Source organism: Kitasatospora sp. RG8, assembly GCF_017813315.1.
Taxonomy (GTDB): Bacteria; Actinomycetota; Actinomycetes; order Streptomycetales; family Streptomycetaceae; genus Kitasatospora.
The window spans coordinates 129,454-144,207 of record NZ_JAGIYX010000020.1; the positions used below are offsets into that span (position 1 = coordinate 129,454).

The 14,754-nt window shown below is 74.0% G+C and carries 12 protein-coding genes; 9 read left to right on the forward strand and 3 right to left on the reverse strand.

Annotation, left to right across the window (positions count from 1 at the left end; all coding sequences use genetic code 11):
• Positions 1-12: 12 nt before the first annotated feature.
• The 3 genes from J5Y04_RS26760 to J5Y04_RS26770 all read left to right on the forward strand — a co-directional run bounded on the left by J5Y04_RS26760 (position 13) and on the right by J5Y04_RS26770 (position 5,009).
• Positions 13-2,673: a SpoIIE family protein phosphatase gene (locus tag J5Y04_RS26760; RefSeq protein WP_245205469.1), complete on the forward strand. Its 2,661-nt coding sequence runs from the start codon at positions 13-15 to the stop codon at positions 2,671-2,673.
• Positions 2,674-2,977: 304 nt separating this feature from the next.
• Complete coding sequence (gene aroB, locus J5Y04_RS26765) at positions 2,978-4,111, forward strand: 3-dehydroquinate synthase (RefSeq protein ID WP_245205470.1); 1,134 nt, start codon at positions 2,978-2,980, stop codon at positions 4,109-4,111.
• Positions 4,104-5,009, forward strand: a complete 906-nt coding sequence (locus tag J5Y04_RS26770; protein WP_209414956.1) for a carbohydrate kinase family protein — start codon at positions 4,104-4,106, stop codon at positions 5,007-5,009. Before aroB ends, J5Y04_RS26770 begins: the two co-directional genes overlap by 8 nt.
• Here the strand turns inward: J5Y04_RS26770 and J5Y04_RS26775 are convergent.
• Genes J5Y04_RS26775 through J5Y04_RS26785 form a run of 3 tightly spaced genes read right to left on the reverse strand, consistent with a single transcriptional unit; the run spans position 4,966 to position 8,035 of the window.
• Positions 4,966-6,102: a sugar phosphate nucleotidyltransferase gene (locus J5Y04_RS26775; RefSeq protein WP_209414957.1), complete on the reverse strand. Its 1,137-nt coding sequence runs from the start codon at positions 6,100-6,102 to the stop codon at positions 4,966-4,968. The two genes, J5Y04_RS26770 and J5Y04_RS26775, sit on opposite strands and share 44 nt — an antisense overlap.
• Positions 6,099-7,061 carry a sugar phosphate isomerase/epimerase gene (locus tag J5Y04_RS26780; protein ID WP_209414958.1) on the reverse strand — a complete coding sequence of 321 codons (963 nt, stop codon included), beginning with the start codon at positions 7,059-7,061 and terminating at the stop codon, positions 6,099-6,101. The genes J5Y04_RS26775 and J5Y04_RS26780 overlap by 4 nt, the downstream gene beginning before the upstream one ends.
• Positions 7,058-8,035, reverse strand: a complete 978-nt coding sequence (locus J5Y04_RS26785; RefSeq protein ID WP_209414959.1) for a BadF/BadG/BcrA/BcrD ATPase family protein — start codon at positions 8,033-8,035, stop codon at positions 7,058-7,060. Before J5Y04_RS26785 ends, J5Y04_RS26780 begins: the two co-directional genes overlap by 4 nt.
• A gap of 116 nt (positions 8,036-8,151) precedes the next feature.
• Here J5Y04_RS26785 and J5Y04_RS26790 point away from each other — a divergent pair, with 116 nt between their 5' ends.
• The 6 genes from J5Y04_RS26790 to J5Y04_RS26815 all read left to right on the forward strand — a co-directional run bounded on the left by J5Y04_RS26790 (position 8,152) and on the right by J5Y04_RS26815 (position 14,712).
• Positions 8,152-9,285 (forward strand): hypothetical protein, encoded by a 1,134-nt coding sequence (locus tag J5Y04_RS26790; RefSeq protein ID WP_209414960.1) that lies wholly within the window; start codon positions 8,152-8,154, stop codon positions 9,283-9,285.
• On the forward strand, positions 9,282-10,211 hold the full coding sequence (locus tag J5Y04_RS26795; protein ID WP_209414961.1) for a sugar nucleotide-binding protein: 930 nt from the start codon (positions 9,282-9,284) through the stop codon (positions 10,209-10,211). The genes J5Y04_RS26790 and J5Y04_RS26795 overlap by 4 nt, the downstream gene beginning before the upstream one ends.
• Complete coding sequence (locus J5Y04_RS26800) at positions 10,208-11,653, forward strand: trehalose-6-phosphate synthase (RefSeq protein WP_209414962.1); 1,446 nt, start codon at positions 10,208-10,210, stop codon at positions 11,651-11,653. The genes J5Y04_RS26795 and J5Y04_RS26800 overlap by 4 nt, the downstream gene beginning before the upstream one ends.
• Positions 11,646-12,911 carry an aspartate aminotransferase family protein gene (locus J5Y04_RS26805; RefSeq protein WP_209414963.1) on the forward strand — a complete coding sequence of 422 codons (1,266 nt, stop codon included), beginning with the start codon at positions 11,646-11,648 and terminating at the stop codon, positions 12,909-12,911. The genes J5Y04_RS26800 and J5Y04_RS26805 overlap by 8 nt, the downstream gene beginning before the upstream one ends.
• Positions 12,911-13,912: a medium chain dehydrogenase/reductase family protein gene (locus J5Y04_RS26810; protein ID WP_245205471.1), complete on the forward strand. Its 1,002-nt coding sequence runs from the start codon at positions 12,911-12,913 to the stop codon at positions 13,910-13,912. Before J5Y04_RS26805 ends, J5Y04_RS26810 begins: the two co-directional genes overlap by 1 nt.
• A 95-nt stretch (positions 13,913-14,007) precedes the next feature.
• Positions 14,008-14,712, forward strand: coding sequence for an HAD family hydrolase (locus J5Y04_RS26815; RefSeq protein WP_209414964.1), 705 nt, complete (start codon positions 14,008-14,010; stop codon positions 14,710-14,712).
• Positions 14,713-14,754 lie beyond the last annotated feature (42 nt).

Sequence of the window (14,754 nt, forward strand, 5' to 3'; positions counted from 1 at the left end):
AGCCTGCGGTCGATGATGAGCATCCGCAGCGTCGCCGGGCAGATGTTCGTCCTGCAGGTGCTGATCGTGCTGCTGCTGGTGGTGGCGGCCGTCGTCGCGCTGCTGATCCAGTCCCGCAGCGATCGTTACGACGCGGCGCGCGACCGCTCGCTCGCCGCGGCCCAGTCGTTCGCCCACGGCCCGGGTCTGGTGGAGGCGATGCAGGGCCCCGATCCCAGCGCGGTGCTCCAGCCGCTGACCGAATCCGCCCGCATGGCGGCCGGGGTCGACTTCATCGTGGTCACCGACCGGAACGGCATCCGCTACACCCACCCCGATCCCGCGCAGATCGGCAAGCAGTTCGTCGGCACCATCGGGCCGTCGCTGAACGGCGGGGTCACCGTCGAGCAGGTGCACGGCCCGCTCGGCCACGAGTACCAGGTGGTGGTCCCGGTGAAGGACGCCAACGGCGCGGTCGTGGGCATCGTGTCCTCCGGGGTGAAGGTCGCCAACGTGAGCAGTGCGATCAACCGCCAGCTGCCGGTCGTCCTGGGCGCGGGCGCCGTCGCGCTCGGACTGGCCACGGCCGGTACCGCGCTGGTGGGCAGGCGTCTCTTGCGGCAGACCCACGGCCTGGGGCCGGAGGAGATGACCCGCATGTACGAGCACCACGACGCGGTGCTGCACGCGGTGCGCGAGGGCGTGGTCATCGGCAGCGGCGACGGCCGCATCCTGCTCGCCAACGACGAGGCGCGCCTGCTGCTCGACCTGCCCCCCGACGTGGAGGGGCGCGCCGTCAGCGATCTCGGCCTCGCCGCCCGCACGGAGGACCTGCTGCTCTCCGACCGTGAGGTCACCGACGAGGTACTCCCCGTCGGCGACCGGATGCTGGCCGTCAACAACCGCCCGATCGACAGTGCGGGAGGCCCGTCCGGCAGCGTCACCACCCTGCGCGACTCCACCGAGCTGCGCGCCCTCGCCGGGAGGGCCGAGGTCGCCCGCGGCCGGCTCAGGCTGCTGTACGACGCGAGCATGGCGATCGGTACCACCCTGGACGTCCGGCGCACCGCGGAGGAGCTCGCCGACCTGGCCGCCGCGGAGTTCTGCGACTACGCCACCGTCGACCTCGCCGAAGCGGTCCTGCGCGGCGAGGAACCGCAGACCCTGGCGGCCGACGCCCCGGTGGTGTTGCGGAGGGTGGCGCTCAGCGGCGTTCCCGACGACTCGCCGCTGTACCGCCAGGGGACGCTGGTCCGGTGGGCCGGGAGCACCCCGCAGGCGGAGGGCTTCGTCAGCGGGCGGTCCGCGCTGGTCCCCGAGCTGGCGGCCGACGCCGGCTGGCGCAAGCAGGACGCCGAGCGGACGCAGGCGGTGCTGGAGTACGGCCTGGTGTCGCTGATCGCCGTCCCGCTGACGGCGCGGGGTGTGCTGACGGGCGTCGCCTGCTTCTGGCGCGGCCGGGACAGGGGCCCGTTCGAGGAGGACGACCTGTCCCTCGCCGAGGAGCTGGCCGCCCGGGCCGCCGTGTCCGTCGACAACGCCCGCCGCTACACGCGCGAGCACACGATGGCCGTCACCCTGCAGCACAGCCTGCTGCCGCGCGCGGTGCCCGAGCAGAGCGCCGTCGACATCGCCTTCCGCTACCTGCCCGCGCAGGCCGGGGTGGGCGGCGACTGGTTCGACGTGATCCCGCTGCCGGGCGCCCGGGTCGCGCTCGTCGTCGGCGACGTGGTCGGCCACGGCCTGCACGCGGCGGCGACGATGGGCCGCCTGCGCACCGCGGTCCAGAACTTCTCCGCCCTCGACCTGCCGCCGGACGAGCTCCTCGGACACCTGGACGAACTGGTCGCCCACATCGACCAGGAGACGGCCGAGGCCGGGGGCGAGCCCGCGATCACCGGCGCCACCTGCCTCTACGCGATCTACGACCCCAGCACCGCCACCTGTACCCTGGCCCGGGCCGGGCATCCGCCGCCGGTCGTGGTCCACCCGGACGGCACGGTGGAGCTGCTCGACCTCCCCGCCGGTCCGCCGCTCGGTCTGGGCGGGCTGCCCTTCGAGGCCGCGGAGGTGCGGCTGCCACGGGCCAGCAGCCTCGTCCTCTACACCGACGGCCTCGTCGAGGACCGTACCCGCGACATCGGCGTCGGCCTGGACGTCCTGACGTCGGTCCTCGCCCGCCCCGGCCGATCGCCGCAGGAGACCTGCGAGGCCGTGCTCGACGCCCTGCTGCCCGAACGCCAGACCGACGACATCGCCCTGCTCGTCGCCCGCACCCGCGTGCTGGAGCCCGACCGGACCGTCGCGTGGGAGGTGGCCTCGAACCCCGAGGCCGTGGCCCGGGCCCGTGCCGAGGCCACCCGCCGGCTCACGGAGTGGGGCCTCGACGAGGCCGTCTTCGTCACCGAGCTGGTGCTCAGCGAGCTGGTGACCAACGCCATCCGCTATGCGACCGGACCGATCAAGGTGCGGCTCCTGTACGACCGCGCGCTGATCTGCGAGGTCTCGGACACCAGCAGCACCGCCCCGCACCTGCGCTACGCCGTCGCGGAGGACGAGGGCGGCCGCGGCCTGTTCCTCGTCGCCCGCCTCACCGAACGCTGGGGCGTCCGGTACACCTCGGAGGGCAAGATCATCTGGGCCGAGCAGCCGCTCCCGCCGGGCGCCGTGCAGACCGGGCCCGTGGACTGGTAGCGGCCCTCCGTGGGCGGGGCCGCCGCCGGCGCCACCGCCGAAGTGCCGGACGCGCCCGGCGACCGGGTCGGCGACCACCCGTGGCGGGCCGTGCTCGACACCTGCCGCGGGATGGTCATCGGACGATCCGATGAACGGGCCGATCCCCATCCGTGTGACGACTCGTCGGGAACCAGTAAATGTACGAACCGATCGGCCCGCGGCGCGCTATCTTCGGACCGGTTTTCCCGGTCGGCGCGCCATGCGGCAGGTCTGAAGGCGGTGAAGCTTGGCCGAATGCGTCAGGATTTCAGAACGGCTTGCGTTGCCACGGGACTCGGACGGCCCGATCGTCGCCTCGGCGCGTCGGAGCTACGAGTACGCCGTCCACGTGTGCCACGACGAGCAGGGCGCCGTGGACCGGCTGTGCTCGGAGATCGGCGGCCGGCGGGTGGCGTTGATCACCGACGACTCGGTGGCGCTGCTGCACGCCCGGCGGCTCGCCGACCGCCTCACCGACGCGGGGCTGACGGTGGCGATGACCTCCTTCCCCGCCGGGGAGAACAGCAAGAGCCTGGCAACGGCGGCCCGGCTGCTGGACTGGCTGGCGGGCAGTGCGCTGGCCCGCCGGGACGTGGTCCTGGCCGTGGGCGGCGGCGTGGTGATCGACACCGTCGGCTGGGTGGCGAGCGCCTACATGCGGGGCGTGCCCTACATCAACGTGCCCACCACGTTGTTGGCCCACGTCGACGCGGCACTGGGCGGCAAGGTCGCCGTCGACCACGCCTCGGCGAAGAACCTGATCGGTTCGTTCTACCAGCCCTCGGCGGTCGTCTCGAACGTCGGCTACCTGCGCACGCTGGACCGCCGCCACCTGAGGGCGGGGCTCGCCGAGGCGATCAAGAAGGGGGTCATCGCCTCGCCCGAGCTGTTCGAGCTCATCGAGCAGCGGCACGCCGACCTCCTCAGCGCCGACCCGGTGGCAACCGCACGGCTGGTGCACGGCGCGAGCGTGATCAAGTGCCGGCTGATCGCCAAGGACCCGTACGAGGAGGACCTGCGGAGACCGCTGAACTTCGGCCACACCGTCGGCCACGCCGTGGAGACCGTCGCCGGGTACGGGCACGTGCTGCACGGCGAGGCGGTCGCGTACGGAATGGCCTGCGCCTCCCGGATCGCCCGGAGCCGCGGGCTGCTGGCCCCGGCGCTGCTGCGGCGGATCACCGGGCTCCTCCGGGAGGTCGGCCTGCCCGTCGTGATCTCCGACCTCCCGGTCCGGGTCGATCCGGTCGAGACGCTGAACGCCCTGGGCCAGATCCGCAAGATCCGCGACGGGCACATCCGCTTCGTCCTCCCCGTGGAGCTCGGTGAGACGGTGGTCGCCGACGACGTGACCGACGAGGAGATCCACCGGGCGCTGATCGCCGAGGCGGACGCCCCCGGGGGGCCGGATGACTGAGTGGGACGTCGTCGTGGTGGGCGGAGTCGGCGTGGACACCATCGTCCGGGTGCCGCGGCTTCCGTTACCCGAGCGGGAGACGATCAAGGTGCCGCCCATCCGGCGGTACGTCGGGCACACCGGCAACGGCGTGGCGTTGGGCTGCCACTTCCTCGGCCTGCGGACGCACTTCGCGGACGTGATCGGCGACGATCCCGAGGGCCGGCTCGTGCTGGCCCGCTACGCGGAGGCCGGGCTGTCCTTCACCCACCTGATCCACCCCAGCGGTACCCGGCGCAGTGTCAACCTGGTGGACCCGCAGGGCGTGAGGATCTCGCTCTACGACGGCCGTCATCCGCCGGGCATGACGGTGAGCCCGGACCTCTACCGGGAAGCCCTGGGCCGCACCCGGCACGCACACCTCTCACTCGTCGACTGGGCGCGGCACGCGCTGGCGGACGCGGTCGACGCGGGGCTGTCCACCTCCACCGATCTGCACAACTGGGACGGGCGGGACGAGTACCGGGAGGACTTCGCCTACGGTGCCGACCTGGTGTTCCTCTCCGCCGGAGCCATCGGCGACCGGATCGAGGAGGTCTCCGACGCCATCCTGGGCCGGGGCCGGGCCAAGGCCGTGGTCGTCATGGCGGGCGGCCGCGGGAGCTATCTGAAGCTGCCCGGTCAGCCGGTGCGGCACGTGCCACCGGTCGCGGTGCCGGCGGCGGAGGTCGTGGACACCAACGGCGCCGGCGACAGTTACGTGGCCGGGTTCCTCCACGGCTGGCTGTCCGGGCGGGACTGGGAGACGTGCACCAGGGCGGGCTCGCTGGCCGGGGCGCACGCCGTCCGCTCGGCCGGCACGCACACCTCGTTCATCACCTCGGAGGAACTGAACCGTGCCCTGGATCGATCCGGCTGACCGCCAGCCCCTCGCGGTCGGCCGTCAGCTGCTCGTCGGCCAGCACGATGCTGTCCCGTACGGTTACGCCCCGGGCCACCGTCGCGCCGGGAAGCACCACCGAGCGGAGCACGCGCGCCCCCCGTTCGATCCGGCAGCCCGGGTGCAGCACGCTCTGCTCGACCACCGCGTCCCCGGGGGGTTCCGTGCCGAGCAGGCTTCCCGACGCCGGCACGAAGCGCGGTGCGGCCCCGCGCAGGGTGCGGGGAAGCGTCCCGGGCGGGATCGGGTACGGCCGCCGCAGCAGTTTCAGCTGCTCGGCGTGGTAGCGGTCGACGGTGCCGATGTCCGCCCAGTAGCCGGCGACCGGAAACGCCCGGACCGGGCGGCCCTGCGCGATCATGCGGGGCAGCACGTCACGGCTGATGTCGTGCTGCCAGTGGTCGTCACCGCCGGCCGCCAGTTCGTGGAGCACCTCCTGGAGGGCGTCGATGCGGAACAGGCAGAAGGCCGTGAAGACGAGGTCCGAGGTCGGGTCCGACGGCTTCTCGACGAGTGCGCGCACGTGCAGCCCGGCGTCCACCTCGACCATTCCGAACAACTTCACGTACCTGCGCTCGACGCGCTGGACGCCGATGGTGCAGTGCGCCCCCGACGCACGGTGTGCGGCCACCATCGGCCCGTAGTCGAAGACGTAGACGTGGTCGGCGTGCTGGACGAGCAGGTCGCGCGCGCCCGGTGCGAAGAGGTGCTCCGCGTTGGCCAGGAGCGCGTCCGCGGTGCCGCGTTCGGCCGGGCGCTTCGGCAGGGGGCGGCCGGGAGCCGGTCCGCCGCCGCCGCGGACCAGCCGGTCGTGGGGGCCGAAGTGCAGCCTGGTGCCCGGGTGGCCGTCCCAGTGCGCGAGCACATGACGCACCAGGTCGGACTCGCGGTGCAGGGAGAGCAGCACGACCTCGGGCAGCCCGGAGCGGACGGCGTTCGCCAGGCTGAAGTCGACCAGTCGGCAGGACGCCGCGTACGGGACGAGCGGTTTGCACGTCCTCGCGGTCAGCGGTCCCATGCGTTCGCCCACGCCGCCCGCCAGGAGGGCGCCGCGCACTCCGTCCGTGCTCACCACGTCCTCCCCTGGGCGGCGGTCTCCGGCAGCAGGCCCCGCAGCACCGCCAGGGAGTTCGCCACGCCCTGTTCCGTCGGCAGGAGCGCGTCCTCGTGCTCCACGTAGACCACCCCGCGGTAGCCCTCGTCGAGCAGCGCCGCCACCACCGAGTGCCAGGGCAGTTCACCGGAGCCGAGCGCCCGGAAGCGGATCGCGGGCCCCGGACCGTAGCGGGCCCAGCCGGCTCCCTGCGGATTCCTCGGGTCGCGCCACAGTTCGAGGTCCTTGGCGTGCACGGCGGCCACGCGGCCGTCCCAGCCCCGTACGGCGGCCACCGGGTCGTGGCCCACCGCGGCGAGGTTCGCCGGGTCGAGGCAGAGCCGTACCGCGGGGACGGCGGTGAGCAGCGCCCTCGCGCTCGCCGGGTCGTAGACCACCTGCTTCGGGTGCGGCTCCACCAGGACCTGCACACCCAGACGGTCGGCCAGTTCGAGCACCGGCGCCGCCGCCCGCGCCCACGCCTCGATGTTGTCCTGCCAGCTCACCCCGCTGCCCCACCACGACAGCCAGCGGCCGAGGTCCGGCACCCCGAGCATCAGCCTGGCCTGCGGGGCGCCGACTCCGGCCGCCAACCGGACGGTGCCGAGCGCGGCCCGCAGTCCGTACGCCCGCTTGGCCTCGGCCGGGCCCGCCAGCACCGCATCGGTGTGGGGGCCGTGCGGTCCGAGCAGGACCTGAGTGTCACGGCTGTTGCTGACGCAACCCACCTCGATCCCGGCCGTGCCGAGCGCCGACCGCACCGTGCGGTGGTGGCCCGGATCGTCCAGCCGGTCGGCGTCGACCAGCCGGAACGCGCGGTCGGCCGGCAGGTCGACCACGCCGACGCCGCTCCGGGCGGCGACCCGCAGCGCCTCCTCCAGGCCGAGGGGTGCGAGCGCCGCCAGGCACAGCCCCAGGGTGATCGGTCCGTGCGTCATCGCGTCTCTCCTCCGCCCAGCGGTCTCTGCCACACCCAGCGCCCGGCCAGGGACGCGGGCGGGCCGTGCTCGTGCGCGCGCAGGGCCGCGAGCACCGCGCGGACCGGGTCGTCGACGACCACGGGCGGGCGGTCGGCGCCGAGCTCGGTCACGATCCGCCGGCGCAGCGCCTCGGCGAAGGCCGGGCAGCCGTGGAAGACCCCGCCTCCGAGGGCCGCCGACCAGCCGTCCGTCAGCCCCGCCGCGTCGCGGACCGCGCGCACCCCGCGGACGAGTTCCCCGAGCGCGGTGCGCACCACCCGGGCCGCCACGGCGTCGCCGTCCAGCCAGCAGCGGCAGACGACGGCGCAGAGCGCGGCCACCGCGGCCTTGGGAAAGGGCTCGGTGGCGAGCCGGCGGGCCAGCTCGGGTACCGGGGACCCGGTGTGTTCGGCCAGTGCCCGGCCGAGCGCCGTCGGCGTGCCCCGGCCGTCGGCGCCCCGGACGGCCGCGCGCAGGCCGTCCAGGCCGAGGGCGAACGCGCTGCCCTCGTCGCTGCCCAGGTACTCGCAGCCGCCGGCCGAGGCGGGCGGGCGGATTCCGTCGCTCGCGAGGAAGCCCGAACCCGTCCCGCAGACCACGGCCACGCCCCTTCCCCCGAGCGGGGGAGCGAGGAGCAGCGGGACGATGTCCCGCGAGATCACCAGGGTGCCGGTGAGGCCGGACCGTTCCGCCAGACGGGCCAGCCGGTCGAGCTCGCGCTGCGGCTCGTCGGCGTCGACCGCGGCGGTCGCCAGCCAGCCGGTCGACCGCCCGCCGCCCAGACGGCGGGCGATGGCGCGCAGCAGCCCGAGCAGGGCGTGGTCGGCGGCCTGGTCCCCGACCGAAGCGGGGTTCACCGAGCCCTCCCGCCACCGGGTCCCGTCGTCCAGTAGTGCCGTGGTGCAGCTGCCCCCGGCGTCGATCACCCAGTTCCTCACCGTTCGCACCTGCATGGTCGCTCTCCGTCGGTCCTTGGGGCTCACGCTAACCGGATCGGCCCGGCAGGTCCTGTCGACGGTGACGGGACGCCCTCTGAGCGGACGGAACGCCTGTGCGGCGAAGTGGCGGAGTGCTCGGACTGCTGGCGCCGGCCGTCAGCTGGGGTCTGTTCTGGGGTGCCTGGGCCGCGCTGCTCCCCGGGATCAAGGCGGAACTCTCGCTGAGCGACCAGCAGCTCGGCCTGTCCCTGTTCGCGATCCCCGTCGCCGCGGTGCCGGCGATGCTGCTCACCGGGCCGCTGGCCCACCGGCTTGCGCAGTACACCCTGCCCGTGGTCACGGCGCTCTTCGGCGTGAGCGTTCTGCTGGTGGGGCTCGCCGGGTCGCAGGCCGCCTTCGTCGGCGCCCTGCTGCTGCTCGGGGCGTCGAGCGGCGGCGTCGAGGTGGGACTCAACGCGACGCTGGGCGCCCAGGAGGCCAGGGACGGCCGGCGGCTGTTCAACAAGGTGCACGCGGCGACCCCGTTGGCGATGGTGGTCGCCGCGCCCGCCGCCGGCCTGGCGCGCTACCTCGGCGCCTCCCCGGGAGCGGTGCTGACGGCGGTCTCGGTGCTGGTCGGCCTGAGCGCGGTCCTCGCGATCGACCGGCGCGGCTGGGAGGAGCCGCCTCCCGCCGCGGACCGGCGTCGGCAGATGACCGGGCTCCTGCTGGCACTCGGGGCGGTGGGCGCCGTCGCGCTCCTGATGGAGAACAGCGTGGAGCAGTGGGGTGCGATCCACCTGGTGCAGCAGCTCGGCGCGGGCCCGCTGCTCGCGAGCCTCGGACCGGCGGCCTACATGGCCGGACTGTCCGCGGGACGCATGCTCGCCCAGTGGCAGGGGGCGAGGCTGTCGGACGGCACGCTGGTCTGGGTCGGGGGGGCCGTCGGCGGAGCCGGTCTCGCCGTCGGCGCGGCCGCCTGGAACGTGCCGTGGGCCGTGGCGGGCTACGTGGTCGCCGGGTGCGGACTGGCGCCCGTGGTGCCCACACTGCTCTCGGCGGTCGGACGCAGCGTCGAGCCCGGGCGGCGCGCACGGACGATCTCCGCCGTGACGACCGTGTCCTATGCCGGATTCCTGGTCAGTCCGCCGCTGGTCGGCACCCTCGCCGGCGCGGTCGGCCTGTCCGCGGCGCTCGGCACGGTGGCGCTCGGCGGGGTGTTCGTGGCGGCGGGTGGCCGGCTGCTGGGCCGGCTCCCGGCAGGCCCGACTGGAGGAGACGCATGACAGGCAACCGGCTTCCGGCAGGCGACCGGCTTCGCGTCCTGGTCGTCGGCGCGGGCTACCTCGCCGGCCGGGTGGGCGGGCGGCTCGGCGCGCTCGGGCACACCGTCACCCTCAGCTCGCGCCGCCGGCCCGCCACGGCGCAGGCCCGGCGGCTCGGCTGGCATCCCGTCGACGTGGGGGACCGCCGTTCCGTCCACGCGCTCTTCGCCGCGACCGCACCGGACGCCGTCGTCGTCGCCCACGGCCCGTCCGACATCACCTGGTGCGAGGCCAATCCCGGGCAGGCGATGGCGGCCCACCGCGGCGGCGCCCGGTACCTGGCGGAGGCGCTCGGGAGCCGCAGGGCGCTGCTGATCTCCACCGACAACGTCTTCCCCGGGAGCAGGAGCAGCTACGGCGAGTCCGACCGCGCCGAGCCCGCCAACGCCTACGGCCGCGCGAAACTCGCCGCCGAGGACACGCTGCTGGCCACCGGCGACGTCCTCGTCCTGAGGGTGAGCCTCGTCTACGGTTGGGACCGCGACGGTCTGCGGCCGAACTTCTTCACCACCTGTGCACAGCAGCTGAGCAGGAGCCGGCCGGTGGCCGTACCGGACGACCACTGGAACAGCCCGGTGCTGATCGACGACGTCGCCGAGTGGACCACCGCCCTGCTCGGGTCCGCGCACACCGGCGTCGTCCACCTCGGCGGGCCGAGGAGGGTGAGCCGGCTCGCCTGGGCGCGGCACATCGCCGCGTGCTGCGGCCGGGACCCGGCCCTGGTCCGCACCCTGCCGAAGCACAGCACCGTGTACGCGTGCCGTCCGCGCAACGCCTGCCTGCACAGCGAGCGCGCCGCGCACCTGCCCGAACTGGCGGGGCTCGACCCGGTGGACGTGCTCGAAGCCAGCACCAGGCTCATCATCCAGGAAGAGGAGAGCCGATGACGGAGCATCAGATCTATCTGGCCAGCAAGCGGGCCGCGGTGACCTACGCACCCGATCCCGGCACCGGCGAGTTGCGTCCCTGGCTCGCACCGGGCGGCACGGGGAACGTGGTCGCCGAGCAGGCGGGGGTGCTCGACGTGTCCTGGATCGCCAGCGCCGACACGGACGACGACCACCGGGCCGCCGCCGAGAACCCGGACGGCATCGGACTCGGCCTCGGCTCCGGCCGGCGGATCCGCGTCCAGTTGCTGCGCCACGACCGCAGGACCTTCGAGGTGGTGCAGAACCTCTTCACCGCCGAACTGCTCTGGGCGGCCAACAACCACGGCTGGGACTCCTGGACGACGCCCACCTTCGACCGCGGGACGTACCGGGCGATGGAGTGCTTCGACGAGTTCACCCGCGACTTCGCGGACGCGCTGCTGAAGAGCTCGGCCGGTTCGCCGGAGCCGCTGTACCTGGTGCACGACTACCAGCTCGTCGGCGTCCCGCGGAGGCTGCGCGAACAGCGGCCCGACGCACCGATCCTGATGTTCGTCCACATTCCGTGGCCGTCGCCGGACTACTGGCGCGTGCTGCCGAAGCGCCTCCGGGTCGGCCTGCTGGAGGGCATGCTGCCCGCGACCACGATCGGGTTCTTCGCCGACCGGTGGTGCCGCAACTTCCTCGACTGCGTCGCCGACCTGATCCCCGACGCCGAGGTCGACCGGGAGCGCGGCCTCGTCCGCCGCCGGGGCGTCGTCACCCGTGTCCGGACCATGCCGCTCGGCTACAGTCCGCTGACCCTCGCCGGCCGCACCCCCGGGCTTCCGGACGACATCGCCGCATGGGTGGGCGACCGACCGCTGGTCGTGCACAGCGGACGGACCGACCCGATCAAGAACGCCGAGCGCGCCGTGCGGGCGTTCGGGCTGGCGGTGCGCTCCGACCCGAGGCTGCGCGACACCAGGATGCTGGTGCGGATGAACCCGAACCGGCTGTACGTCGGGGCCAACGCCGACTACGTCCGCCGGGTGGAGGCGGCCATCGCGGAGGTCAACGCCGATCTGGGCGCGGACACCGTGCGCCGGCACTGCGACAACCACGTCGAGCACACCCTCGGCAGCTTCCGGCGCGCCGACCTGCTGGTGTTCAACTCCACGGTCGACGGGCAGAACCTGAGCGCCTTCGAGGCGCCGCTGGTCAACGAGCGCGACGCCGACGTGGTGCTGTCCGAGACGTGCGGCGCGGCCGAGGTGCTCGGCGACGTCTGCCGCACCGTCAACCCGTTCGACCTGGTCGAGCAGGCCGAGGCCATCGCCGCCGCCCTGACCGCCCCGGCCGCGCTGCGGGCCGAGGCCGCCGGGCGCCGCCGTGAGGCCGCCGAGCCGTGGACCCTGGAAGCCTGGGTGCGCTCGCAGCTCGACGCCCTGGACGCCGATTCGCGGGGCCGTCATGAGTGAGGTCGCGGCCGACCCCCGGCAGGTGGCGCAGTACCGTCTCGGTGACGCCGTGCTGGTCCGGGGCGAGGGCGTGCGCTGCTGGGACGATGCGGGCCGGGAGTACCTCGACTGCGTCTCGGGCACGTTCAACCTGCTGCTGGGCCACGGCCATCCGGAGGTGGTCGCCGCGATCCGGGCCCAGTCGGAGGAACTGCTGTTCGCGGGCTCCTCGTTCCAGACCGAGGCGACCAACCGGGTGATGCGGGAGCTGGTCAGGATCAGCCCCGCCAATCTGACCCGGGTGAACCTGCGCAGCTCGGGCGGCTCCACGGCGAACGAGGGCGCGGTCAAGATCGCCCAGCACCACACCGGGCGGCGCGACGTGATCGTGCCGTTCCGCGGCCACGTGGGCCAGACGCTCGCCGCGGCGGGCCTCAACGGCACCAGCAGGATGCGGGCGCCCTTCCCGTACCGGTTCCCCGGCGGGGTGCAGGTTCCCGGGCCGTACTGCTTCCGCTGCTTCTACCGGCAGACGCCGGACGTGTGCGGGATGCTGTGCGTGCAGCGGATCGAGGAATTCATCGACTACGCCAGTTCCGGCAGCGTGGCCTGCGTGATCATGGAACCGATCAGCGGAGCGGGTGGCAACGTCGTCCCGCCGCCGGGCTACCTCCGGGAACTGAAGGCGTTCTGCGACGCCCGTGAGATCGTCCTGATCTTCGACGAGATCCAGACCGGGTTCGGCCGCACCGGTGAGATGTTCGCCGCCGACCACTTCGGTGTGCAGCCGCACGTCATGACCCTCGCCAAGGGACTGACCGGCAGCGGCCTTCCGCTCGCCGCGATCCTGACCGAGGAGCGGATGGCCGACTGGGACCGCTCGTTGCACGGCTTCACCTACGGCGGGCACAACCTGTCGGCGGCCGCGGCGGTGAAGACCCTGGAGATCGTGCAGCGGCCCGGCTTCCTGGAGAACGTCCGCGCCAGCGGGGCCGTCCTGCTCGACCGCCTGCGCGGGCTGCAACAGGACCACCCGGTCATCGGCGACGTCCGCGGCCTCGGCCTGATGCTGGGGGTGGAGCTGGTGGAACCCGACGGCGGCAAGGCCGTCGCGCAGGCGCACGCCTACCACCGCGCTCTGGAGGGGCGGGGCGTGCTCACCCGGGTCTCCGAGCACGGCCTCGGCAACGTCATCGAGGTGCGCCCGCCGCTCGTCCTGACGCCCGCCGAGGCCCATCTGGTCGCGGACAGGTTCGGCGAAGCCCTGGAAGCCCTCTGATGCGGGTGGTGCTGGAGCCGGGCGGTCCGAGGTTCGACCCCGGTCTGCCCGAACGCCCGCCGGGCGAACACGCGGTGCGCGTCCGGATCGAACTGGCCGGGGTCTGCAGGTCGGACCTCAAGGAGGTCGCCGGAAGCCGGTACGGCGTGAGCCAGTTCGGGCACGAGCTGGTCGGGGTGGTCGAGGAGTCCACGCTCCCGGGCCTCCCGCCGGGACAGCGGGTCACCCTCGACCCGAACGTCGCGATCGAACGGAGCACGGGCTTCGCCACCACGATGTGGGCGGCCGGCCCGGCCGACCGCCTCGGCGCCGCGCTGCCGGCCGTGCAGCGTCACATCCCGGCGCGCACGCTGGTCTTCACGGAACCGCTGGCATGCGCGCGGCACTGCCTCGCCAGAGCCGCCCGCCACCTGGACCGCGACCTGGCCGGCGTGCGGCTCGGCGTCCTCGGGGCAGGAGCCGCCGGCGTGCTCATCGCCGCCCTGGCCCGGACGATGGGCCTCGACGTCGTCCTCACCAACCGGACCCCGGACCGCCGGGCGTTCCTGCGGGAGCGGGGGATCGTCGACGTCCCGATCGTCCCGACCGCGTCCGTACCGGCCGGTGCACTGGACGTCGCCGTCCTCGCGACCAGCTTCATCCACCCCGACGTCCTCCGTGAGGCGCTGCGGATGACCATGCGGGGCGGCCTGCTCCTGCTCTACGGCGGTACGGCGCCCGGCGACTCGCTTCCGGGCCTGGACTGCGACCTGGACACGGTACGCCGCCGCGAGGGCATCGTCACGACCCGCTGGCAGGGGAGGGAGGTCCGCATCGCGGGCACCTACGGCACCGTGCCCGCGGACTTCGAAGCGGCCCTCGGCGACCTCGCCGGACCGGCCATCGCACCGCACCGCATCGAGCGCATGATCGCCAGGCAGGTCGGCCTCGTCGAGCTGCCCGGCCTCCTTCGGGAACAGACCACCGGCCGCCACCTCGGAAAGACCCTCGTCGTGCCGTGACGCACCCGCACCGCCCGGCCGCACGCGCGGAACGCGCACCGGCCGCACCGGCCGCGGAGAACACCGGCGGACGACCTGAAAGGACGGTGTCGAGCATGGCCAGGATCCGCGCACTGGCGCTGGACTTCGGCGACACCCTGGCGCACCCGGGCCCGCAACCGGACGGGACCACCGTCGCCCGGGTCCTGCACGGCCTCGGCACGACCGTCGTGCCGGACGGCTTCCCCGACGCCTTCGACCTGGTCAGCCGCCGGGCCCGGGAGGAGGACCGGGCACACCTCACCCAGAGCCGGTTCACCGACCTGCTGCGGCGCAGCGCGCACGCGTGCGGGGCCGTGATCCCCGATCCGGGGGCCGCGTACGAGGCCGTGTTCACCGCGGTGCCCGATGCCGAGGTGGACCCGCGGGCCGCGGACGCGCTGCGCCGGCTGCACGGGCGCGGGCTGGTGTGCGTACTGGCCTGTGACACCCGACGCCCCGAGAGCGTGCGCCGCCGCACCCTGGGGGCGGCCGGCATCGCCCACTGCTTCGACGCACTGGTCCTGTCCAGCACCCTCGGGGTCCGCAAGCCGAACCCGCTGTTCTACGACGCGGTGGTGAGCGCGGCGGGCTGTCCGCCCGGGAACGTCCTGTTCGTCGGGGACAACCCGGCCAAGGACGCGATCGGGCCGGTCAGGTCCGGGATGCGTGCCGTCCTGGTCACGTCGTCGCCACGGCCGGACGACCTTCCCGGGGGCACCGGGGTCATCGGGCACTTCGCCGAGCTGCCCGGATACCTGGAGCACGCCGGTGACCTCTGACCGGACGCGCCGGGACGCCACCCGTCCGCCCCACCGGGGAAC

Coding starts and splice junctions, on each gene's coding strand:
- J5Y04_RS26805 (WP_209414963.1), top strand. CDS start 11,646: ATGAGTGAGGTCGCGGCCGACCCCCGGCAGGTGGCGCAGTACCGTCTC.
- J5Y04_RS26780 (WP_209414958.1), bottom strand. CDS start 7,061: ATGACGCACGGACCGATCACCCTGGGGCTGTGCCTGGCGGCGCTCGCA.
- J5Y04_RS26810 (WP_245205471.1), top strand. CDS start 12,911: ATGCGGGTGGTGCTGGAGCCGGGCGGTCCGAGGTTCGACCCCGGTCTG.
- J5Y04_RS26760 (WP_245205469.1), top strand. CDS start 13: ATGATGAGCATCCGCAGCGTCGCCGGGCAGATGTTCGTCCTGCAGGTG.
- J5Y04_RS26800 (WP_209414962.1), top strand. CDS start 10,208: ATGACGGAGCATCAGATCTATCTGGCCAGCAAGCGGGCCGCGGTGACC.
- J5Y04_RS26815 (WP_209414964.1), top strand. CDS start 14,008: ATGGCCAGGATCCGCGCACTGGCGCTGGACTTCGGCGACACCCTGGCG.
- J5Y04_RS26795 (WP_209414961.1), top strand. CDS start 9,282: ATGACAGGCAACCGGCTTCCGGCAGGCGACCGGCTTCGCGTCCTGGTC.
- J5Y04_RS26770 (WP_209414956.1), top strand. CDS start 4,104: ATGACTGAGTGGGACGTCGTCGTGGTGGGCGGAGTCGGCGTGGACACC.
- J5Y04_RS26785 (WP_209414959.1), bottom strand. CDS start 8,035: ATGCAGGTGCGAACGGTGAGGAACTGGGTGATCGACGCCGGGGGCAGC.